The organism is Streptomyces sp. NPDC004284 (genome assembly GCF_042874035.1).
In the GTDB taxonomy this organism is placed as follows: Bacteria; Actinomycetota; Actinomycetes; order Streptomycetales; family Streptomycetaceae; genus Streptomyces.
Genome location: NZ_JBIAMJ010000008.1, coordinates 1 through 22,777 on the forward strand (window position 1 = coordinate 1; position 22,777 = coordinate 22,777).

General features: G+C 72.2%; 15 protein-coding genes and 3 pseudogenes. 9 read left to right on the forward strand and 9 right to left on the reverse strand.

The features are described 5' to 3' along the window. The 4 genes from ACFYUS_RS21305 to chvE all read right to left on the reverse strand — a co-directional run. Positions 1 to 401 (reverse strand): MFS transporter (locus ACFYUS_RS21305; protein ID WP_388854169.1); only part of this gene is annotated, 401 nt, incomplete at its 3' end. Positions 402 to 659: 258 nt separating this feature from the next. After that, complete coding sequence (mmsB, locus tag ACFYUS_RS21310) at positions 660 to 1,895, reverse strand: multiple monosaccharide ABC transporter permease (RefSeq protein ID WP_388854172.1); 1,236 nt, start codon at positions 1,893 to 1,895, stop codon at positions 660 to 662. Positions 1,896 to 1,898: 3 nt separating this feature from the next. Next, on the reverse strand, positions 1,899 to 3,446 hold the full coding sequence (mmsA, locus tag ACFYUS_RS21315) for a multiple monosaccharide ABC transporter ATP-binding protein (RefSeq protein WP_388854175.1): 1,548 nt from the start codon (positions 3,444 to 3,446) through the stop codon (positions 1,899 to 1,901). A gap of 97 nt (positions 3,447 to 3,543) precedes the next feature. Continuing rightward, entirely contained in the window at positions 3,544 to 4,638 is a 1,095-nt protein-coding gene (chvE, locus tag ACFYUS_RS21320) for a multiple monosaccharide ABC transporter substrate-binding protein (protein ID WP_388854178.1), read from the reverse strand. Between the two features lie 390 nt (positions 4,639 to 5,028). On the opposite strand from chvE, the gene ACFYUS_RS21325 reads away from it, so the two are divergent. The 7 genes and pseudogenes from ACFYUS_RS21325 to yicI all read left to right on the forward strand — a co-directional run bounded on the left by ACFYUS_RS21325 (position 5,029) and on the right by yicI (position 13,900). Beyond that, positions 5,029 to 6,060, forward strand: a complete 1,032-nt coding sequence (locus ACFYUS_RS21325) for a LacI family DNA-binding transcriptional regulator (RefSeq protein WP_388854182.1) — start codon at positions 5,029 to 5,031, stop codon at positions 6,058 to 6,060. A gap of 150 nt (positions 6,061 to 6,210) precedes the next feature. Then, on the forward strand, positions 6,211 to 7,905 hold the full coding sequence (locus ACFYUS_RS21330; protein ID WP_388854185.1) for a ribulokinase: 1,695 nt from the start codon (positions 6,211 to 6,213) through the stop codon (positions 7,903 to 7,905). After that, positions 7,902 to 8,570 (forward strand): L-ribulose-5-phosphate 4-epimerase, encoded by a 669-nt coding sequence (locus tag ACFYUS_RS21335; RefSeq protein WP_388854188.1) that lies wholly within the window; start codon positions 7,902 to 7,904, stop codon positions 8,568 to 8,570. Before ACFYUS_RS21330 ends, ACFYUS_RS21335 begins: the two co-directional genes overlap by 4 nt. 11 nt (positions 8,571 to 8,581) lie before the next feature. Then, positions 8,582 to 10,090, forward strand: coding sequence for an L-arabinose isomerase (gene araA, locus ACFYUS_RS21340; RefSeq protein WP_388854191.1), 1,509 nt, complete (start codon positions 8,582 to 8,584; stop codon positions 10,088 to 10,090). A 120-nt stretch (positions 10,091 to 10,210) separates the two neighbouring features. Then, positions 10,211 to 10,462, forward strand: a pseudogene (locus ACFYUS_RS21345) (carbohydrate-binding protein); the annotation flags it as partial. Between the two features lie 141 nt (positions 10,463 to 10,603). Further along, positions 10,604 to 11,587: an acetylxylan esterase gene (locus ACFYUS_RS21350; protein ID WP_388854194.1), complete on the forward strand. Its 984-nt coding sequence runs from the start codon at positions 10,604 to 10,606 to the stop codon at positions 11,585 to 11,587. A gap of 30 nt (positions 11,588 to 11,617) precedes the next feature. After that, positions 11,618 to 13,900, forward strand: a complete 2,283-nt coding sequence (gene yicI / locus ACFYUS_RS21355; protein ID WP_388854197.1) for an alpha-xylosidase — start codon at positions 11,618 to 11,620, stop codon at positions 13,898 to 13,900. A gap of 70 nt (positions 13,901 to 13,970) precedes the next feature. Here yicI and xylA read toward each other — a convergent pair whose 3' ends face one another. Continuing rightward, positions 13,971 to 15,143, reverse strand: coding sequence for a xylose isomerase (xylA, locus tag ACFYUS_RS21360; protein WP_388854200.1), 1,173 nt, complete (start codon positions 15,141 to 15,143; stop codon positions 13,971 to 13,973). Positions 15,144 to 15,237: 94 nt separating this feature from the next. Here xylA and xylB point away from each other — a divergent pair, with 94 nt between their 5' ends. After that, entirely contained in the window at positions 15,238 to 16,668 is a 1,431-nt protein-coding gene (gene xylB, locus ACFYUS_RS21365) for a xylulokinase (RefSeq protein WP_388854203.1), read from the forward strand. 73 nt (positions 16,669 to 16,741) lie between these two features. After that, the gene (locus ACFYUS_RS21370; protein ID WP_388854206.1) at positions 16,742 to 17,914 is read left to right on the forward strand and encodes an ROK family protein; all 1,173 of its coding nucleotides are present in this window, start codon (positions 16,742 to 16,744) and stop codon (positions 17,912 to 17,914) included. Positions 17,915 to 18,654: 740 nt separating this feature from the next. On the opposite strand, the pseudogene ACFYUS_RS21375 reads toward ACFYUS_RS21370, so the two are convergent. From ACFYUS_RS21375 to ACFYUS_RS21390, 4 genes and pseudogenes are all read right to left on the reverse strand, one after another. Then, a pseudogene (locus ACFYUS_RS21375) lies at positions 18,655 to 19,428 on the reverse strand (beta-galactosidase trimerization domain-containing protein); the annotation flags it as partial. 202 nt (positions 19,429 to 19,630) lie between these two features. Further along, a pseudogene (locus ACFYUS_RS21380) lies at positions 19,631 to 19,939 on the reverse strand (hypothetical protein); the annotation flags it as partial. A gap of 101 nt (positions 19,940 to 20,040) precedes the next feature. Then, positions 20,041 to 21,996, reverse strand: coding sequence for an alpha-L-fucosidase (locus ACFYUS_RS21385; protein ID WP_388854209.1), 1,956 nt, complete (start codon positions 21,994 to 21,996; stop codon positions 20,041 to 20,043). A gap of 60 nt (positions 21,997 to 22,056) precedes the next feature. Next, positions 22,057 to 22,752 carry a FadR/GntR family transcriptional regulator gene (locus ACFYUS_RS21390; protein WP_388854212.1) on the reverse strand — a complete coding sequence of 232 codons (696 nt, stop codon included), beginning with the start codon at positions 22,750 to 22,752 and terminating at the stop codon, positions 22,057 to 22,059. Positions 22,753 to 22,777: the final 25 nt, after the last annotated feature.

Sequence of the window (22,777 nt, forward strand, 5' to 3'; positions counted from 1 at the left end):
GTGAACATGGTGGCGATGGCGCCGGCCTTCTTGTCGGGGGCCACGAGGTCGGCGGCGACCACCGAGCCGATGCCGAAGAACGCGCCGTGGGCGAGGGAGGCCACGATGCGGCCGGCGAGCATCACGCCCATGGTCGGTGCCGCGGCGGAGAGCAGGTTCCCCGCCACGAACAGGCCCATGAGGATCATGAGCATCGTCTTGCGGCTGATCCGGGTGCCGAGCACCGTCATCAGCGGGGCGCCGATGACGACGCCGATCGCGTAACCGGTGACCAGGAGTCCGGCGGAGGGGATGGACACCCCGTAGTCGCCGGCGATCTCGGGCAGCAGGCCCATGACCACGAACTCGGTCGTGCCGATCCCGAAGGCCCCGATGGCCAGGGCGAGGAGCGCGAGAGGCATGGCTCAACCCTTCCGTAATTGCTTGAGTGAGCTCTTTGTGTGCCTTCACAATAATTGCATGCGCGCTATATATGCAACCGGGGGTAGTTGGTGTGCTCGGGAAGGCGGTGTCTGCAGACAGCTGCTCCTGGTCCGATCGCCCGCACCGCCTGTGCCCGTGGGCGTCGCCGACCTCGGAACCTGTCCGCACCGGGGCGGAGAACGGCAGAACGGGCCGCAGCGCCGAAGCGCTGGGCCCGTTCCCTTCGAGCGGCCGGGTCAGGAGCCGGCCCGGCGCTTGTTGTAGACGTCGAAGCCGACGGCAGCGAGCAGCACCAGGCCCTTGATGACCTGCTGGTAGTCGGTGCCGACGCCGACCAGGGACATGCCGTTGTTGAGTACGCCGAGCACCAGGCCGCCGATGATGGCGCCGAGGACCGTGCCCACGCCGCCGCTGGCGGAGGCGCCGCCGATGAAGGCGGCGGCGATCGCCTCCAGCTCGAAGTTGATGCCGGCCTGCGGAGTGCCCGCGTTGAGCCGGGCGGCGAAGACCAGCCCGGCCAGCGCCGCGAGGACGCCCATGTTGGTGAAGGCGAGGAACACGACCCGCTTGCTCTTCACCCCGGACAGCTTGGCCGCCGCCTCGTTGCCGCCGATGGCGTAGGTGTGCCGCCCGATGATCGAGTTGCGCATCAGGTAGCCGAAGCCGACCAGCAGCGCGCCGAGGATCAGCAGCACGATCGGCACGCCGTGGTAGCTGGCCAGCAGCAGGGTGAAGACGGCCACGGCCGCGGTGATCACGGCCAGCTTGGCCAGGAACAGTCCGAGCGGGAGCGGTTCGAGACCGTACGCGGCGGTCCGCCGTCGGCCGCGCACCTCCTGCAGGATCGCGACGGCCAGCACCGCGAGGCCGAGCAGCAGGGTGAGGTTGTGGTAGTCGGTGTGCGGTCCGACCTCGGGGAGGAAGCCGCTGCTGATGTTCTGGAAGCCCTTGGGGAAGGGCGCCACCGACTGGCCCTGGAGCAGGATCTGGGTGCCTCCGCGGAACAGCAGCATGCCCGCCAGGGTGACGATGAAGGACGGGATGCCGAGGTAGGCGATCCAGAAGCCCTGCCAGGCGCCGGCGAGGGCGCCGATCACCAGCGCGGCCAGCATCGCCACGGGCCACGGCACGTGGTGCTCGACCATCATCACCGCGGCGGCGGCCCCGACGAAGGCGGCCAGCGAGCCGACCGACAGGTCGATGTGCCCGGCGATGATGACGATCATCATCCCGATCGCCAGGATGAGGATGTAGCCGTTCTGCTGGATCAGGTTGGTGATGTTGAGCGGCTGCAGCAGGATGCCGTCCGTCCAGATCTGGAACAGCAGCACGATCAGCGCGAGCGCGACCAGCATGCCGTACTGGCGCACGTTGCCGCGCAGCGCGCGGGCCAGCACGCCGCCGGGGGAGGGGCTCGGGCCGGCCTGCGGTGCCTTCGGGGACGAATCCGGGATGATCTCGGTCTGGGCCATGCCTCACACCTGCTCGTTGCTGGATGCGGCGCTCATGGTCATGAGCCGCATGAGGGATTCCTGGGTGGCGTCGGCGCGGGCCGCCTCGCCGGTGATCCGGCCTTCGGCCATGGTGTAGATCCGGTCGCACAGGCCCAGGAGTTCGGGGAGTTCGGACGAGATGACGAGCACGGCCTTGCCCTGGGCGGCCAACTCGGCGATGACCGTGTAGATCTCCGCCTTCGCGCCGATGTCGATGCCGCGGGTGGGCTCGTCGAGGATCAGCACCTCCGGCTCGGCGAAGATCCACTTGCTGAGGACGACCTTCTGCTGGTTGCCGCCGCTGAGCTTGCCGGTCTCCGTGAACACCGTCGGGGCCTTGATGTTCATGCTCCGGCGGAAGGACTCGGCGACCCGGGTCTCCTCGTGCCGGTCGACCCGGCCGTTCCGGGCGACCTTGCCCAGCGCGCTCAGCGAGATGTTCCGGCTGATGTCGTCGATGAGGTTGAGGCCGAGCTGCTTGCGGTCCTCGGTGACGTACGCGATGCCGTGCCCGATCGCCTCGGGGACCGTGCGGGTGCGGATCTCCCGGCCGTGCAGCCGCACCCGGCCGGCGGCCCACCGCCCGTACGAGCGGCCGAAGACGCTCATCGCGAGTTCCGTGCGGCCGGCGCCCATCAGGCCGGCGATGCCGACGATCTCACCGCGCCGCACGTTCAGCGAGGCGCCGTCCACCACCATGCGCTGCTGGTCGATCGGGTGCCGGACGCTCCAGTCCTCGACCTCGAAGGCGACCTCCCCGATGTCGGGAGTGCGCTCGGGGTAGCGGTGCTCCAGGTCGCGGCCGACCATTCCGCGGATGATCCGGTCCTCGGAGATGCCCTCGGAGCCGATCGCGAGGGTCTCGATGGTCTGCCCGTCGCGCAGGATGGTCACGGCGTCCGCGACCCGGGCGATCTCGTTCAGCTTGTGCGAGATGATGATGCAGGAGATGCCCTGCGCCTTGAGTTCGAGGATCAGATCGAGCAGCTTGCGGCTGTCCTCGTCGTTCAGCGCCGCGGTGGGCTCGTCCAGGATGAGCAGCTTGACCTTCTTGGCCAGTGCCTTGGCGATCTCGACGAGCTGCTGCTTGCCCACGCCGAGGTCGGCGATCCGGGTGTGCGGGCTCTCGTCGAGGCCGACCTGGCGGAGCAGTTCGGCGGCGTGGGTGAGCGTCCGGTGCCAGTTGATGACGCCGCGGGAGGCGTGCTCGTTGCCGAGGAAGATGTTCTCGGCGATGGACAGGTACGGCACCAGCGCCAGTTCCTGGTGGATGATGGCGATGCCCCGCTGCTCGCTGGCCCGGATGTCCCTGAACCGGCAGGGCTCGCCCTCGAAGAGGATCTCGCCCTCGTAGCTGCCGTGCGGGTAGACGCCGCTGAGCACCTTCATCAAGGTCGACTTGCCGGCGCCGTTCTCGCCGCAGACGGCGTGCACCTCGCCGGCGGCGACGCTCAGGTTGACCTCGGAGAGCGCCTTGACGCCGGGGAACGACTTGCTGATCGACCGCATTTCGAGAACGGGTCCAGCCATGGTTGTGCGTCCGTATCGTTCGGGGCGGTGCGGTGGGGGAGGCCCCGGGCTCCGCACCGCCGGTTCGGCACGGGGCCCGTCGCCCGGGCCCCGCGGGCTACTTGAGCTGGTCCGCGGTGTACTGACCGCCGTCGACCAGGACCTTCTGGTAGTTGTCCTTGTCGACGCTGACCGGCTGGAGCAGCTGCGCCGGGACGGTCTTCACGCCGTTGTTGTACTGGGTCGTGTCGTTGACCTCGGGCTTTCCGCCGGTCAGCAGCGCGTCGCCCATCTGGACGGCGGCCTTGGCCAGTTGGCGGGTGTCCTTGTAGACGGTCTGGGTCTGCTCGCCCGCGATGATCGACTTCACGGAGGCCAGCTCGCCGTCCTGACCCGTGACGACGGGCAGCGGCTTGGCGGTGCCGTAGCCGACGCCCTTGAGCGAGGACAGGATGCCGATCGAGATGCCGTCGTACGGTGAGAGCACGGCGTCGACATGGGCGGAGGTGTAGGCCTTGCTCAGCAGGTTGTCCATCCGTGACTGGGCGACACCGCCGTCCCAGCGCAGCGTGGCGACCTGGTTGAACTCGGTCTGGCCGCTCCGCACGACCAGCTTCTTCTCGTCGATGTACGGCTTGAGGACGCTCATCGCACCCTTGAAGAAGAAGCCGGCGTTGTTGTCGTCCGGCGAACCGGCGAACAGCTCGATGTTGAACGGTCCCTTGCCGCTCTTGAGGCCGAGCTTGTCGACGATGTAACTGCCCTGGAGGACACCGACCTTGTAGTTGTCGAAGGTCGCGTAGTAGTCGACGTCGGCCGTGCCCCGGATCAGCCGGTCGTAGGAGATCACCGGGATGTGGGCGTCGGCGGCCTTCTGCAGCACGTTGGTGAGGGAGGAGCCGTCGATGGCGGCGATCACCAGCAGCTTGGCGCCCTTGGTGATCATGTTCTCCACCTGGGAGACCTGGTTCTCCACCACGTTGTCGCCGTACTGCAGGTCGGTCTTGTAGCCCTTGGCCTGGAACTCCTTGACCATGTTGTCGCCGTCGTTGATCCAGCGTTCCGACGACTTGGTCGGCATCGCGATGCCGACGAGCGCGCCCTTGGCGTCACCCTTGGCCGCGCCGTCACCGGCACCGTTGGCGCTCTGGCCGCAGGCCGCCAGCGAGAGCGCCAGGCCCGCGGCGACCAGACCCGCCGAAATCTTCCGCACAGTTCCTCCAGTGGTGTTCCGCGACCGGGCACAGAACACCCCTGCTGGGTGACTGGGAGCGGTCGAGCGGGGCCGGCCGGAGCGGTCCCTCGCGCTGTGGAACGTCGGGGCGGCGATAGCTCTGGCCTGGCGTGACATGAAGTGTTAACGCTCACAAGAGTGGCGTCAAGGGGCGCGGGACCACCGTCCGCGCCCCGATTCCGCGCCGGGCGGAGCCGGGCGCGGACGCTTCGCCCGGCTGTGCGGTCCGGACGGCGCAGCCGGGCGCGGCATGCGGTTCCCCGGTCCCGGCCCTCGGTGCTGTGCCCCGGCCGCCCGCCGGACGGAGGGTGACGGATCGGTCCGGACCCGGTCGCGTACTGTGGTCGGCAGCCGAGGAGGGGACGACGCGTGGGAACCGAGAGTGCCGGGACGGAGCAGCGCCAGCCCGTGATGGCGGACGTGGCGAAACTGGCGGGCGTGTCCCACCAGACGGTGTCCCGGGTGCTCAACGGCGCACCGCACGTCCGGCCGGACACCCGGGACCGGGTGTTGGCCGCCATCCGGGAGCTGGACTACCGGCCCAACTCCGCCGCCCGCGCCCTGGTCACCCGCCGCTCGCAGACCCTCGGCGTGGTCAGCTTCGACTCGACGCTCTACGGGCCCGCCTCGATGCTGGACGGCATCGAGCAGGCCGCGCGCAGCGCCGGGTACTTCGTCAGCGTGACCAGCCTGCGCTCGCTGGACGGCCGCTCGGTCCAGGAGGCCGTCGACCGGCTGCGCGACCAGGGGGTGGAAGGCGTCGTGGTGATCGCGCCGCAGACCTCCAGCGTCAGCGCGGTGGCCCGGCTCTCCAGCTCGGTGCCGGTCGTCGCGGTCGGATCGGGCAACCAGACGCGGGTGCCCATGGTGTCGGTGGGCAACCGCTTCGGTGCCGGAGAGGCCACGGGGCACCTGCTCGACCTGGGGCACCGCACCGTGCACCACCTGGCGGGACCGGTCAACTGGCTGGAGAGCCAGGACCGCGAGGAGGGGTGGCGCAGCGCGCTGCGGGCGGCCGGCGCCCCCGTGCCGGAGGTGGAGCGCGGCGACTGGAGCGCCCGCTCGGGCTACCAGGCGGGTCTGCGGATCGCGCGGCTGCCCGACGTCACCGCCGTCTTCTGCGCCAACGACCACATGGCCCTCGGCCTGCTGCGGGCCCTGCACGAGGCCGGCCGGTCGGTCCCGGACGAGATCAGCGTGGTCGGCTTCGACGACATCCCGGAGGCCGCCTACTTCATCCCGCCGCTGACCACCGTGCGGCAGGACTTCGGCGAACTCGGCAGGCAGGCCCTGGAACTGCTCGTCGGGGAGCTGGAGGGTGCCACGCCCTCCCCGGCCCATGTGCAGATCTCTCCGGAGATGGTGCTGCGCCGCAGCGTGGGCCCCCCGGCCCGGCGTTGAACCGCCGACGGGGTGCGCTGCCACGCCCCTGATCCCCCCTCGTTCCGCGGGTTGTCACCGACCGGGGAACCTCCCTTGACATGGATTTTGTGAGCGCTAACAATTTTGTGAGCGTTAACAAGACCTCACGCCCGGCCGAAGGATGAGCACGTGACCGTCACCCCCGCCGCCCCTGATCCGGACCGCTATGTGGTCGGCATCGACTTCGGTACCCTCTCCGGCCGCGCCGTGGTGGTCCGCGTACGGGACGGCGAGGAGAGGGGAACCGCCGTCCACGACTACCCGCACGCCGTCGTCGAACGCGAACTGCCCGGCACCGGCCGGCCGCTCCCGCCCGACTGGGCGCTGCAACACCCCGGAGACTGGCGCGAGGTGCTGCGCACCGCGGTGCCGGCCGCGCTCGCCGTGGCCGGCGTCGACCCGGCGCACGTGATCGGGATCGCCACCGACTTCACGGCCTGCACCGTCCTGCCGGTGCTCGCGGACGGCACCCCGCTCGCCGAGACGCCCGAGTGGGCGACCCGCCCGCACGCCTGGCCCAAGCTCTGGAAGCACCACGCGGCCCAGGGCCAGGCGGACCGGATCAACGCCCTGGCCCACGCCCGGGGCGAGAAATGGATCTCCCGGTACGGCGGCCGGATCTCCGCCGAATGGCAGTACGCCAAGGCCCTCCAGGTCCTGGAGGAGGACCCGGCCGTCTACGCCGCGACCGTACGCTGGATCGAGGCCGCCGACTGGATCGTCTGGCAGCTCACCGGCGCCGAGAGCCGCAACACCTGCACGGCCGGCTACAAGGGCATCCACCAGGACGGGAGTTACCCGAGCGAGGACTACCTCGCCGCGCTCCACCCGGACTTCGCCGACTTCGCCCGCACCCGCCTGGAGCACCCGCTCTCCCCGCTCGGCTCCCGGGTCGGCTCGCTCACCGCGCGGGCCGCCGAGTGGACCGGCCTGCCGGAGGGCATCGCGGTCGCCGCCGGCAACGTCGACGCCCACGTCGCCGCACCGGCCGCCCGCGCCGTCGACGACGGCCGGCTCCTCGCCATCATGGGCACGTCCACCTGCCACGTCGTCAACGGCGCGACGCTCGCCGACGTCCCCGGCGTCTGCGGCGTGGTCGAGGACGGCATCGTCGCCGGCTCCTACGGCTACGAGGCCGGGCAGAGCGCCGTCGGCGACATCTTCGCCTGGTGGCTGCGCCAGGGCGTGCCCGCCGACTACCTGGCCGAGGCCGACGCGAGCGGGGAGGACCTGCACGAGCTGCTCAGCCGCAAGGCGGCCGCCCAGCCCGTCGGCGCGCACGGCCTGGTGGCCCTCGACTGGATGAACGGCAACCGCTCCACCCTGGTCGACCACCACCTGTCCGGCGTGATCGTCGGACTCACCCTCGCCACCCGCCCCGAGGAGATCTACCGGGCCCTGCTGGAGGCCACCGCCTTCGGCACCAGGGTCATCGTCGAGGCCCTGGAGCGGGGCGGGGTCCCCGTCACCGAGTTCATCGTCACCGGCGGGCTGAAGAAGAACGCCCTGCTGATGCAGATCTACGCCGACGTGCTGCGCCGTCCGGTCTCGGTCGCCGAGTCGGAGCAGGGCCCGGCGCTCGGCTCGGCGATCCACGCCGCCGTCGCCGCCGGGGCGTACCCGGACGTACGGACCGCGGCCGACGCCATGGGCCGGGTGCACCGGGGCGCCCACCAGCCGGACCGGGCCGCCGCCGACACGTACGACCGGCTCTTCGCCGAGTACCGCGCCCTGCACGACCACTTCGGCCTCGGCGCCGACAAGCTCCTGCACCGCCTGCGTGACATCCGGAACGCCCTCAACACACCGAGCGAGGCCATGTGAACAGCACCACCGACCTCATCCGCCGCCAGGTCAGCGACCTGCACCAGGAGCTGGTCCGCTACGGCCTGGTGGTCTGGACCGCCGGCAACGTCTCCGCCCGCGTCCCCGGCGAGGACCTGCTCGTGATCAAGCCCAGCGGCGTCTCCTACGACGAGCTGACGCCGCAGAACATGATCGTCTGCGACCTGGACGGGAACGTCGTCGAGGGTGACCACGCGCCCTCCTCCGACACGGCCGCGCACGCCCATGTGTACCGCCACCTGCCCGAGGTCGGCGGAGTGGTCCACACCCACTCCACCTACGCCTGCGCCTGGGCGGCCCGGGGCGAGGCCGTCCCCTGCGTCCTCACCGCGATGGCCGACGAGTTCGGCGCCGAGATCCCGGTCGGCCCGTTCGCCCTCATCGGTGACGACTCGATCGGCCGGGGCATCGTGGACACCCTCAAGGGCCACCGCTCGCCCGCCGTCCTGATGCAGAACCACGGTGTGTTCACCATCGGCAAGGACGCCAAGGCCGCCGTGAAGGCCGCCGTGATGTGCGAGGACGTCGCCCGCACCGTCCACCTCTCCCGCCAGCTCGGCGAGCCCCTGCCGATCGCCCAGGCGGACATCGACAGCCTCAACTTCCGCTACCAGAACGTCTACGGCCAGCCCCAGGCCCGGTGAGGAGCCACCCCATGAAGAAGCCACTGGAGGGCCGCCAGGTCTGGTTCCTGACCGGGAGCCAGGGACTCTACGGCGAGGACACGCTGCGCCAGGTCGCCGAGCAGTCCCGGCGGATCGCCGAAGCGCTGGACCGCGACCCGCTCCTGCCGGTCGAGATCGTCTGGAAGCCCGTTCTCACCGACGCCGCGGAGATCCGCCGGGTCTGCCTGGAGGCCAACTCCACCGACGACTGCATCGGCCTGATCGCCTGGATGCACACCTTCTCCCCGGCGAAGATGTGGATCGCCGGCCTGGACGTCCTGCAGAAGCCGCTGCTCCACCTGCACACCCAGGCCGATGTCGAACTGCCCTGGCAATCCATCGACATGGACTTCATGAACCTGAACCAGGCCGCCCACGGCGACCGCGAGTTCGGCTACATCCAGTCCCGCCTCGGCGTGCCGCGCAAGACCGTCGCCGGCCACGTCACCGACCCGGAAGTCGCCGCCCGGATCGGCACCTGGGCCCGTGCCGCCGGCGGCCGCGCCGAACTGCGCGGCCTGAAGCTCGCCCGCTTCGGCGACAACATGCGCGACGTCGCCGTCACCGAGGGCGACAAGGTCGAGGCCCAGCTCCGCTTCGGCGTCTCCGTCAACACCTACGGCGTGAACGACCTCGTCGCCGCGGTGGACGCGACGGACGACGGCGACGTCACCGAGCTGGTCAAGGAGTACGAGGACGGCTACCGGCTCGCACCCGAGCTGCGGGCCAGCGGGGAGCGCCACGAGTCGCTGCGGTACGCCGCGCGGATCGAACTCGGCCTGCGCGGCTTCCTGGAACAGGGCGGCTTCCGGGCCTTCACCACCAACTTCGAGGACCTCGGCGGGCTGCGCCAGCTGCCGGGCCTCGCCGTGCAGCGGCTGATGGCCGACGGCTACGGCTTCGGCGGCGAGGGCGACTGGAAGACCGCCACCCTGCTGCGCACCCTCAAGGCGGCCGCCACCGGACTGGCCGGCGGCACCTCGTTCATGGAGGACTACACCTACCACCTGGAGCCCGGCCGCGAGCTGATCCTCGGCGCGCACATGCTGGAGGTCTGCCCGAGCATCGCGGCGGACGTCCCCTCCTGCGAGATCCACCCGCTCGCCATCGGCGGGCGCGAGGACCCGGTCCGTCTGGTCTTCGACGCCGAGCCCGGCCCGGCGGTGGTGGTCGGCCTCGCCGACCTCGGCGACCGCTTCCGGCTGGTCGCCAACGAGGTCGACGTGGTCGAGCCGCCGGCGCCGCTGCCCCACCTGCCCGTCGCCCGCGCCGTCTGGAAGCCGCGCCCGAACCTGCGCACCTCCACCGAGGCGTGGCTGACGGCCGGCGCTCCGCACCACACCGTCCTCTCCGCCGCGCTCGGGGTCGAGGCGCTGGAGGACCTCGCCGAGATGATCGGCGTGGAGCTGCTGGTGATCGACGACGACACGAACATCCGCCGGTTCACCAAGGAACTGCGCTGGAACCAGGCCTACCACCGCCTGGCCCAGGGGTTCTGACCCCGCCACGGCCGGCACCGGCGACGCCTGCCCCCACGGGCGGGCGTCGCCGCTTTCCCGTAGTCCCGCAAGGAACGGAACCCCCCGTGCTGAAAGACGCACTCGTTTTTCCGCGAGGTCGACCTCTCCGGCGCCTCCGTGATCGAGGTCGAGACCGCCCGCGCGGGCGTCCGCGCGGGCGGGGGCCGGCTCGAAGTCCGTTCGGGCGGCCGGGCGCTGGCCGAGATCGAGGTGCCCGTGACCGGCGACCGCCACACCTGGACGAGCACCACCGCCGAGCTCGCCGCCCCGCTCCACGGCGTGCACGACCTGAGCCTGACCCTGCACGGCGACTTCCGGCTCTCGGCCTTCCGCTTCGGCGCGGCCGGCTGAGGCCCCTCGCCCCACAGACCGGCGGTCCGCCCAGGGGAGGGCGGACCGCCGTCCTTCCCTGCCCGGTTCCGGGATCCCCCGCCCGCTGTCGAGTCCGTTCCGATCCGTTCCGAACCCTGTCACCACCTGGAGGAGTTCCCCATGCCGTTCACAGATCTCGGTCTCGACGAACTCGTCGGCTTCCGGCCCGAGTCGCCCGTCCCGCAGGGCTTCGACGAGTTCTGGCGCCGGACCCTCGCCGAAGCCCGATCGCACGACGGAGCGGTCAAGGCCGAACGCGTCACCGCGCAGTACGCGCTGCGCACCGTCGAGGTCGACGACGTACGGTTCCCCGGCTGGAACGGCGAGCCGGTGGCCGCCTGGCTGCTGCGCCCGCGTGGCGTGGACGGACCGCTGCCCGTCGTCGTCACCTACATCGGCTACAGCGGCGGCCGTGGACTGCCCACCGAGCACCTGTTCTGGTCCGCCGCCGGTTACGCCCAACTCGTCGTCGACAGCCGGGGTCAGGGCCGGGACACCCCGGACCGGGGCGAGGGCGACGGCACCCAGTGGGTCGAAGGCTTCATGACCCGCGGCATCGACTCCCCGGAGAACCACTACTACCGGCGGCTGATCACCGACTGCGTGCGTGCCGTGGACGCCGTCGCCCAACTGCCCGGCCTGGACAGCGACCGGGTCGTGCTGGCCGGCGGCAGCCAGGGCGGCGGACTGGCCCTCGCCGTCGCCGGGCTCAGCGGTGACCGGGTGGCCGCGACGATGCCGGACGTGCCGTTCCTGTGCCACTTCCGGCAGGGCGCGCAGACCGCCCTGGAAGGGCCGTACCAGGAGATCGTCAAGTACCTGCGCTGGCACAGCCCGCACCGCGTGCGGCAGGCCTTCGACACCCTCGACCACTTCGACGGCGTGCACTTCGCCCAGCGGGCCACGGCCCCGGCGCTGTTCAGCGTCGCCCTGATGGACCCGATCTGCCCGCCCCGCACCGTCTACGCCGCCTTCAACCACTACGCGGGCGAGGACCGCACCATGACGGTGTGGCCCTTCGCCGACCACGGCGGCGGCTGCGGCGCCAACCCGCCCGTCCAGCTCGCCTGGCTGCACGAGCGCGGACTGACGCCGGAGCTGTGACCCGAACCCCCGAGGAACAGAGGAGTCCGGATGAAGTTCACCGACGGCTACTGGCTGATGCGCCCAGGGGTCACCGCGCGCTACGCCACCGAGGTCGCCGACGTCCGCGCCGACGAGGACCGGATGACCCTCTACGCGCCCGTGAAGCACGTGCACGGCCGCGGTGACACGCTCAACAGCCCGCTGCTGACCGTCGAATGCTGGTCCCCGGCCGAGGGCGTGATCGGGGTGCGCACCACCCACCACGCCGGTTCGGCGCGTCGCGGTCCCGAGTTCGCCCTGCCCGGCGCCGAGCAGGACCGGGGGAAGGTGATCCGGGACGGCGACGCGGTCGAGCTGAGCGCCGGCGAACTGACCTTGCGGGTGGACACCTCCCGGCCCTGGCAGCTGGAGTTCCGCGCCGGCGGCCGGGTGCTCACCTCGGTGGGGGAGCGCGGCACCGGATTCGTCACCGACGCCGACGGCCGGCACCACATGCTCGGGCAGCTCTCCCTGGGAGTCGGCGAGCTGGTCTACGGCCTGGGGGAGCGGTTCACCCCGTTCGTCCGCAACGGCCAGGTGGTGGACATCTGGCAGGCGGACGGCGGCACCAGCAGCGAGCAGGCCTACAAGAACGTCCCGTTCCACCTGACCGACCGGGGCTACGGCGTCTTCGTCAACCACCCCGGCAAGGTCAGTTACGAGATCGGCTCCGAGTCCGTCGGCCAGGTGCAGTTCAGCGTCGAGGACCAGTCGCTGGAGTACTTCGTCGTCCACGGCCCGACCCCCAAGCGGATCCTGGAGCGCTACACCGCGCTCACCGGCCGCCCCGCGCTGCCCCCGGCCTGGGCCCTCGGCCCGTGGCTGACCACCTCCTTCACCACCCGGTACGACGAGGCCACCGTCAACCGCTTCGTCGGCGGCATGGCCGAACGCGGCATCCCCCTGAGCGTCTTCCACCTCGACTGCTTCTGGATGCGCGAGTACCAGTGGAGCGACTTCGTGTGGGACCCGGACACCTTCCCGGACCCGGCCGGCATGCTGGCCCGGCTCAAGGAGCGGGGACTGCGGATCTCCGCCTGGATCAACCCCTACATCGCACAGAAGTCGGAGCTCTTCGCCGAGGGCATGCGCGAGGGCCACCTGGTGCGCCGCCCCGACGGCAGCGTCTGGCAGTGGGACCTGTGGCAGCCGGGCATGGCCCTGGTGGACTTCACCGATCCCGCCGCCCGCGACTGGTACAGGGGCAAACTGCGCACCCTCCTCGACGTCGGCGTCGACTGCTTCAAGACCGACTTCGGCGAGCGCATCCCGACCGACGTGGTGTGGCACGACGGCTCCGACCCGGAGCGGATGCACAACTACTACACCCACCTCTACAACCAGACCGTGTTCGAGCTGCTCCGCGAGGAGCGCGGGGAGGGGGAGGCGCTGCTGTTCGCCCGGTCCGCCACCGCGGGCGGCCAGCAGTACCCGGTGCACTGGGGCGGCGACTGCGAGTCGCACTTCAACGCCATGGCGGAGTCGCTGCGCGGAGGACTCTCCCTCGGCCTGTCCGGCTTCGGCTTCTGGAGCCACGACATCGGCGGCTTCGAGGGCACCCCGACCCCCGCGGTCTTCAAGCGCTGGACCCAGTTCGGCCTGCTCTCCTCGCACAGCCGGCTGCACGGCAGCAAGTCGTACCGCGTGCCGTGGGACTTCGGCGAGGAGGCCGTCGAGGTCACCCGCGAGTTCACCCTGCTCAAGCACCGCCTGGCGCCCTATCTCCAGCGGGCCGCACAGCAGGCGCACGCCACCGGTGTGCCGGTGATGCGCGCGATGGTGCTGGAGTTCCCGGACGACCCGGCCGCCGCCGCGCTCGACCGGCAGTACCTGCTCGGCGACGACCTGCTCGTCGCCCCGGTCTTCACGGAGGACGGCACGGTCGAGTACTACGTGCCCGAAGGGAGGTGGACCAACATCCTGACCGGCGACCGGGTCGACGGCCCGCGTTGGGTGCGCGAACAGCACGGCTTCCACACCCTGCCGCTGCTCGCCCGTCCCGACTCGGTCATCCCGCTCGGGGCGGACGACCAGCGTCCGGTCTCCGCCTGGGCCGAGGACGTCGAACTGCGGGTCCACGCCTTCGCCGACGGCGCCGAGCGCACCGTGGTGATCCCGCGCGGCGAGGGCCCCGGCGAGAGCGCCCGCTTCCACCTGCGCCGCACCGGCGACCGGCTCCGGGTGACCACCGACAGCCCGCACCCCTGGCAGCTGCGGATCGGCGGCCCGGACGCCGTCCCGCACGTCAGCCCGGCCGGCACCCACGAGGCGGACCTGCCCTTCCCGGCCTGAGCCGGAACCGGCACGAGGCCCCGCGCGCCACTCATGAGCGCGCGGGGCCTCGTCCCTTTTCCGTCCGGGGTCAGCGGGCGCCGAGGAGGTGTTCGAGGGCCAGCTGGTCCAGCTGCTCGAAGGCCATGCCGCGCCGGGCGGTGGCGTCGACGTCGAACTCCTCGAAGGCGGAGCGGTCCGCGAGCAGCCCGGTCAGGCCGTCCTCCGCGGTGGGGAGGGCGAGCTCGGGAAGCCGGGAGGCGGCGAGCGCGGCCTGCACCTCAGGGTCGGACCGGAAGGCGCGGGAGCGCTCGGCCAGCAGCAGGTAGTTGCGCATGCAGCCGGCCGCCGAGGCCCAGACGCCGTCGAAGTCCTCGGTGCGCGGCGGCTTGAAGTCGAAGTGGCGCGGGCCGTCGTAGCCGGCCGACTCCAGCAGGTCGACCAGCCAGAAGGCCTGCCGGAGGTCTCCCGCTCCGAAGCGCAGGTCCTGGTCGTACTTGATGCCGGACTGGCCGTTGAGGTCGATGTGGAACAGCTTGTCGTGCCACAGGGCCTGGGCGATGCCGTGCGGGAAGTTGAGTCCGGCCATCTGCTCGTGGCCCACCTCCGGGTTGAGGCCGACCCGCTCGGGGCGCTCCAGCTCGTTGATGAACGCCAGGGCGTGGCCGACCGTGGGCAGCAGGATGTCGCCGCGCGGCTCGTTGGGCTTGGGCTCGATCGCGAACCGCAGGTCGTAGCCCTGCTCCTCGACGTACTCGCCCAGCAGGTCGAAGGCCTCCTTCAGCCGGTCAAGGGCGGTGCGCACGTCCTTGGCCGCGCCGGACTCCGCGCCCTCGCGACCGCCCCAGGCGACGTAGACCGAGGCGCCGAGCTCCACGGCCAGGTCGATGTTGCGGATCGTCTTGCGCAGCGCGTAGCGCCGTACGTCGCGGTCGTTGGCGGTGAAGGCGCCGTCCTTGAAGACGGGGTGGGTGAACAGGTTGGTGGTCGCCATCGGGACCTTCAGCCCGGCGGCGTCCAGCGCGGCGCGGAAGCGCTTGACGGTCTCCTCGCGCGTGGCGTCGTCCGCGCCGAAGGGGATCAGGTCGTCGTCGTGGAAGGTGACGCCGTAGGCACCGAGCTCGGCCAGTCGCCGCACGGTCTCGACCGGGTCGAGGGCGGGGCGGGTCGCGTCGCCGAAGGGGTCGCGCCCCTGCCAGCCGACGGTCCACAGGCCGAAGGTGAACTTGTGCGCGGGAGTGGGGGCGAGCGGGACGCTGGACATGGAGCGGCTCCGGATCAGTGTCGAGGGGTGTTTGTCATGGCGCTTAACAAATTAGTATGCCGGGACGTCAGAAGGAACCCCATCGGAGGAACGCATGACTGAGCAGCGTGTCGTGATCGGCGTCGACAGCTCGACCCAGTCCACCAAGGCCCTCGCCGTCGACATCGACACGGGCACGGTCCTGGGCGAGGGACGCGCCCCGCACACCGTCAGCGCGGGAGCCGGCCGGGAGAGCGATCCCGAGCAGTGGTGGCGGGCGTTCGAGGAGGCCGCCGCGCGGACGGGCTGGGCCGAGCGCGCGGCCGCCGTCTCGATCGCCGGCCAGCAGCACGGCCTGGTCACCCTCGACGCGGCCGGAGCGCCGGTCCGCCCCGCGCTGCTGTGGAACGACGTCCGGTCCGCTCCCCAGGCCGCCGAGCTGCGGGCCGCGCTCGGCCCGGCGGAGATCGTCCGCCGCACCGGCAGCCTCCCGACCGCCGCCTTCACCGCCCCCAAATGGGCCTGGCTGCGCGCCGAAGAGCCCGCCGCGGCCGACCGCGTTGCCGCCGTACGCCTCCCGCACGACTTCCTGACCGAGCGGCTGACCGGGGAGGCGGTGACCGACCGCGGAGACGCGTCGGGCACCGGCTGGTGGGGGCCGGACGGCTACGACAAGGAGGTCCTCGACCGCATCGGCCTCGACCCGGCCCTGCTGCCGCAGGTCCTCGCCCCGGGCGCGCGGGCCGGCGTGGTCCGCGCGGGGACGGCGCTGCGCGCGGGGACACCGGTGGCCGCCGGAACCGGCGACAACATGGCCGCCGCCCTCGGTCTCGGCCTGCGGCCCGGGCAGCCGGTGCTCAGCCTCGGCACCTCCGGGACGGTCTACGCCGTCGGCAGGACCCGGCCGGTGGACCCGAGCGGGACGGTCGCGGGCTTCGCCGACGCCCTCGGCGGCTGGCTGCCGCTCGCCTGCACACTGAACTGCACCCTCGCCGTCGACCGCTTCGCCGCCCTCCTCGGACGCGGGCGCGAGGAGGTCGAGGACGGCGGTTCCGCGGTGGTGCTGCCCTACCTCGACGGCGAGCGCACGCCGGATCTCCCGGGCGCCTCCGGACTGGTCCACGGGCTGCGCCACGACACCACACCGGGGCAGCTGCTCCAGGCCGCCTACGACGGCGCCGCCCACGCCCTGCTCACCGCCCTGGACGACGTCCTGCGCGCGGGCGGCGAGGACCCGGCGGGCGACGAGCCGCTGCTGCTGATCGGCGGCGGCGCCCGCGGCCGCGCCTGGCAGCGGACCGTCCTGCGGCTCTCGGGCCGGGCCGTCCGGGTGCCCGGCGCGCAGGAACTGGTCGCGCTCGGCGCGGCCGCCCAGGCCGCCGCCCTGCTCACCGGCGAGCCCGCCGACGCGGTGGCACGCCGGTGGCGCACCGCCGAGGGCCCGGTCCTGGAGCCCGTGCCACGGGACACGGACGCGCTCGAACGGATCGGCGATACCCTGCGTCGGGCGGGGGCCTTGCAGGGAGCCCCGGCCGAGGACCGGTAAGAGGGGCACGCGCGTGGCAGTGGTCGGCAGAGCGGGGAACGGCCGGGGGAGCGGGCCCGCGTCGCAACAGGACATGCGACGGCGGAACCTCTCGGTGGTCCTCGGCGCGGTCGCCGCGCACAGCCCGCTCACCCGCCCGCTGTCCCGCGCGGACGTCGCCGCACGCGTCGGTCTGACCAGGGCGGCCGTCTCCTCGCTGGTCGACGAACTGATCGGGCGGGGTGCGCTGACCGAGGCGGAGACCGCGTCCGACGGACGGGTCGGCCGCCCCGGGCGCGCGCTGTCGGTGAGCGACGAGGGCCCCGCGGGCCTCGGTCTGGAGATCGGCGTCACGCACCTCGGCGCGTGCGTCGTGGACCTGCGCGGAGAACCCCGGGTGTGGCGCCGCGTGGAACGGGCGAACGCCGGGCGGCCTGCGGGACAGGTGCTGGCGGAGATCGCCGCGCTGGCCGCCGAGGCGGAGGCCGGGGCCCACGACCTCGGGCTGCGCGTCGAGGGCCGCGTCCTGGCCGTGCCCGGGGTGGTGCCGGACGAAGCGGTCGGACGGATCGAGCGCGCGCCCAACCTCGACTGGCGCTCCGTCGGCGTCGCCGACCACTGGCCCGACCGGGACACCGTGCCCGAGCCGGAGAACGAGGCCAACCTCGGAGCCCTGGCCGAGTACTGGAACGCCGAGCAGGCCGAGGAGACCTTCGTGCACGTCTCCGCGGAGGCCGGGATCGGTGCCGCCCTGGTCATCAACGGGCAGCTGTTCCGGGGCGCCCGGGGCTTCGCCGGAGAACTCGGCCACATCCCCGTCCACCCGGACGGAGTCCGGTGCGCCTGCGGCGCGCGCGGTTGCCTGGAGCAGTACGCGGGCCAGGCGGCCGTGCTGCGCGAGGCCGGTCTCGCGCGGCACGGCGGGCAGGGCGACCCGGTCACCCTGCTCGCCGAGCGGGCGGGTGCCGGGCACGCCCCGACCCTGGCGGCGCTCGACCGCGCGGGCCGCGCCCTGGGCCTCGCCCTCGCGTCCGCCGTCGACCTCATCGACCCGGACGGACTCGTCCTCGGCGGTATCTACGCCGAACTGGCCGAGTGGCTGCTGCCGTCCGTCCGCGCCGAACTGGCCGACCGGGTCAGGGTCCGGCCCTGGGCCCCGGAGGCGCTGCGCCCGTCCGCCCTGGGGCGGCGCGGACCCGTCCTCGGCGCCGCGCAGACCACCATCCGCCGGATCATGGCGGACCCCACCCTGCTCCCGGCGGAGTGATCCGAGGCCCGGTGCGCGCGGTCAGTCGTGCTCGACCACGACCATCGCGTGCCCGTCCGGGGGGGGGTGACCCGCACGTGGACGTACGCGCCGTCGTACTCCCAGGGCAGCTCCTGTCCCGCCGGTTGCAGCCGCACCGAGCGCGGCGCGGCGGCGAGCCGGACGGCGACGGGGACGTCGAGCAGCGGGAAGGGGTCGTGCACCAGGTCGAGCTCCGGGGTCTCGCGGGCCGGTACGAAGCTGACCAGATGCACCACGGTGCCCGTGTCGGTGCGCTGCACGGTGGTCTCCAGGTGGACCGGCCCGCCGGCGCGGACGAGCGGGGCGGGCAGGAGCCGGTCAAGGGCCGCGCCGAGCAGCAGGCGGTACGCCTCGAGGCCGTGCTCGTGGAAGGCCTCGAGCAGCGGCACGGTCACCGCGGCCACCCCGTCGGCGACGGCGACGGCCACCTCGTCGGTCGGGTCGGCCGGGGGCGTGTAGGAGTGGCCGCAGAACCGGTCCCAGGACCGCGGGAAGTAGGGCGCCACCACCCGGGCCAGGACCTCGGCGCCGGGCCGCGCACGGGCGGTGAGCCGGGCACCGTGGCTGATCACCGGGAAGTCCTCCGGAACACCGGGGACGCCCCGGCAGGCGAGGAAGGACTCGCCGGCCGGAGCCGGTGCCAGGCCCTCCACCGGGAGGTCGGCGAGGGCGGGCCCGGTGCCGTTCCGGAGCAGCGCCGGCCCGACCAGCAGCACGGCGCCACCGGCCCGCCGGTACGCGCGCAGGCGCTCCGCCAGCGCGTCGTCGACCGTCGTGCTCTCCGGCACCACGACCACCCGGTACGTGTCCAGGTCGGCTGTCGGCGGGACCACGTCGAACTGGGCCCGGAGCTGCTGCAGCGCCCGTACGGCGCCGATGTTGCTCGCACCGGGGTCGTCGCCCAGGGCGGGGTCGACGACCACGGCGACCTCGCTGACGACCCGGGCCCCGTCGAGGAAGGGCTCGCACTCCCGGATGTGCCCGTAGACCGAGCCGATGAGCTCGTACACCGCCGGAGCGGGAACGCCCCGCGGGTGCAGCACGTCGCCCACGCCGCTGGTCAGACCGTGACTCAGCATCTGGCTGCTCTCGTAGAGCAGCGCGGCCCGGGGCTTGAGGGCGGCGTTGTCCCCCCAGCTCTCGTGGAAGCGCCCGGTGTGGCTGAGGGTCGGCAGCCCCAGCGGGCGGACGAAGCGGGCCACGTACGGCAGGAAGGCGTAGCCCCAGCCGCCGGTGGGGAGCCCCTCGATCTCGACGTGCCGGACGAACTGCCGCTCCTCGGGCAGCCCGGTCTTCGGCCGGCCGTTGAACCAGACGCCCTGGACGGCGTCCGGGGGAAGGGCCTTCTCCACCATCGCGGAGTAGCGGGCCATGGAGCGCCGGGCCACCAGCTCCGCGTAACGGGCCCGGTGGTCCGCGTCGGCCGGGTCGAGGCCCTCGCGGCGCATCCCGTCGACCGCCCAGCGGCCGGCGCCGGGCTGGTTCCAGCACATGTCGACGAAGATCCCGTCGACGGGGGCGAAGCGGCGCAGCACCTCGTCCAGCTGATCGGCGAAGTAGTCGGCGTAGGGGGCTGGACATGTCGAGGATGTTCCAGGCCGCCTCGAAGGCCGAGGCGCTCCATTTGGTGATCTTCAGCTTCTCGTCGTGCGCGATCCACTCGGGGTGCTCCCGGGCGGCGTACTCGTCGACCTGGAGGGACAGGTAGATCGGCGCGCGGATGCCCACGGCGTGCAGGACCTCGACCTGCTCGGCGAGCAGGTCGAGGTCGGGGGCGAGTCCCGGGTGGCGTTCCGGCCGGTCGGTCCCGTAATAGAGGTGGCCGTGGTGGCACTTGGCGAAGACGGTCACGCTGTCGACGTGGGCCTCCTGGAAGGCCCGGGCGAAGGTCGCCGGGTCGAAGTCCCGCCCCACGTCGGGGACGTCGGGGCCGGTGTGGAAGTCCAGGTGCACGGTGCGGCGCGGGAAACGATGACTGTGAGCGTTCACATTGACTCCGGTCATGGAGGGGCCTCACGGATCTGTCGGGAGGATCGGGAGAATCGGGAGAGATGTGCGGGGTGTCCGGTCAGGACAGGGGGATCACCCGCCCCGTCGGTGCTGTCTCACTGATCGACGAGGCCACGCGGGGACGGGCCCGCGGACGGGTCCCGGAAGGGACGGTCGTAGACCTCCAGCGAGCGGATCGACGCCCAGGCGCCGGTGTCCAGACCGGTGACGGTCACCCGGATGTGGCGGGTGCGGGCCGTGAACGTCACGGTCTGCACCTGTGCGGCGGTGGTGTTCCCGCTCAGGTCGGCGAGCGTCGACCAGTCGGAGCCGTCGGTGGATCCGTCGACCCGGAAGCGGTAGGCCTTCCCGGGCAGTTCCCAGGCGATCCGGGCGCCCGTGACCCGGCGGACCGAGCCGAGGTCGGCCTGGAGCCAGTGGCCGGTGCCGCCGTCGGCCGCGCACCACCGGGTGGAGGTGTCCCCGTCCACCGCGCCGGCCCCGAGGTTGCCGTGCGCGGTCTCCACGCTGTCGGCGGTGGTCGGGCGGCCGCGGGCGATGTCCGTCGGGACCACCGGCCGGTCGAGCACGATCGCCACGACGGTGTCGTCGGGGTGGCGGGTGCGGTCGATGCCGGTGACGGTGACGCGGTCGCCACCGGCCGTACGGTAGGGGAGCGGGTCCTTGGTGACCACGTCGTAGACCGCGGTGACCTTCGCGTCGCCCAGCGACGGGGTCGTGAAGGCGCTGCCGCCGCCGTACCCGGCCAGCAGGTGCGCGGAGAAGGTCCTGCCGGTGAAGGTGAAGCCGAACTGGCCGTCCACGGGATTCCACGGTCCGCCGCGGGTGCCGTACAGGGCTTCCTCGTTGGCGCTCATGAACCCGCCGAGCCGGCGGACGACCGCCACCTGCTCGCTCGGGACCGCGCCGGTCGCGTCCGGGCCGACGTTGACGATCACGCACATGTCGCGGATGAAGGAGTTGACCGGCAGGGCCATCGCCGAGGAGAAGGGCATGGCGTGGTCGCCGCTGTACGCCCAGGTGCCGCTGGAGACGCTGAACGCCTTCTGGACCAGGCGGCCGAAGCGGATCGGCCCGCTCGGCACGCCGAACCCCTCGTCGATGTCGTAGTCGCCCACCCACCCCGAACGCGAGTTGGACACCGCGTCCGGCAGGTGCCGGCGCACCGGGCCGGTCAGCCCCAGCGGCTTGCCGGTGCCCGGCTCGGTCTCGCCGTACGCGGCGTCCACCGGCCAGTCGTTGCCCGGATCGCGGTACTGGCCGGGCTCCCAGAAGAAGGACCCGTCCGCGTCGGTACCCTGCTGCGCCAGCCAGCCGCCGTCCCACCAGATGTCGTCGACCGCGCCGAAGTCGGTGACCAGTTCCTTCACGGACTGGTACACCTCGTTCTTCATGATCCGGGCGTTCTCGTGGTGGTCGAAGCCGGCCGGATCGGTGCCCTCGTGGTTCCACGGGTACGGGCTGCCCGGCAGCACGCAGTCGGAGGGGAGCGCGGGGCTCGGCGGTCGCGCCCCGGTCACGTCGTAGTAGCCGGGGTAGCGCCAGTCGATCGGCGAGTAGTAGAGCCCGACACGCAGTCCGGCCGCGCGCACGGCGTCCACGAAGCGTCCGACGAAGTCCGTACCGGCGGGGAAGGCGGCGTCGGCGCAGGTCCAGGCATGAGGGTGGCGGCTGGGCCACAGGGCGAAGCCGTCGTGGTGACGGGCGGTCAAGACGACTCGTCCGGCTCCGAGTTCCTGGGCCGACCGCGCCCAGGCGGCGGGGTCGAAGGACTGCGACCGGGCGGCGAAGGCTCCGGAGTACCGCGACCGGTACGAGGTCGGCCTGGTCTTCGCGGCGAACATGTGCCACTCGCCCTGGGCCGGTGCCGAGTAGACGCCCCAGTGGACGAACAGGGCCAGCTTGTTGTCGCGCATCCACTGGATCTTGTGGTTCGGCTGCTGCCGGGTCCCCTGGTCGAGTCTCGGGACGCGCAGCGGGACGAGGGGCAGCGGGTCGCCCTCGACGGCGACGGATGGGGTCGGATGTCTCTGGCTGATGGAACACGGCATGGATGCTCCGTTCGTCCTGGAATGAACGCTGTGGACTGACGCGGCGCCGTCGGCGGAGCGTCAGCCGAGGGGTGATCCCGCTTCGCCGAGGGTGTCGCGGAGCCACTGCTCGACCCCGGCGATGTGCACGGTGGCCCAGGAGTGGGCGAGTTCCGGGCGGCGGCCGGCGATCGCGTCGAAGATCGCGCGGTGCTGCAGACGGGTACCGGCCACCGCGCCCTCCTCGGTCAGCCCGCGCCAGATCCGCGCCCGCAGGGTGGGCCCGGACAGGCCGTCGATCAGCGAGCAGAGCACGGTGTTGCCCGACCCGGCCGCGATCCTGCGGTGGAACTCCATGTCGTTCGCGATGAGTTCCTCCATGGACGCGTCCTCGTCCAGGCTCGCCAGCACCTGGCCCAGGCCGGCGATCTCCTCGTCGGACATGAGCCGGGCGGCCATCGCGGCGGCGGCGGGCTCCAGGATGCGCCGGACCTCCAGGAACTCCAGCACCGTGTCGTCCTGGTGGAAGTCGACGACGAAACCGAGCGCGTCCAGAAGGAGTTCGGGCTCCAGGCTGGTCACGTACGTGCCGTCGCCCTGGCGCACGTCGAGGACCCGGATGAGCGACAGGGCCTTGACCGCCTCCCGCAGGGAGCTGCGGGACAGGCCGAGCCGGACCGCGAGATCGGCCTCCTTCGGGAGTCGTGCGCCGGGGCGGAGCTCACCGCTCACGATCATGGCCTTGATCTTCTCGATCGCCTCGTCGGTGACTGGCACGGCTTCGCCTTTCGGGGTCATCTGA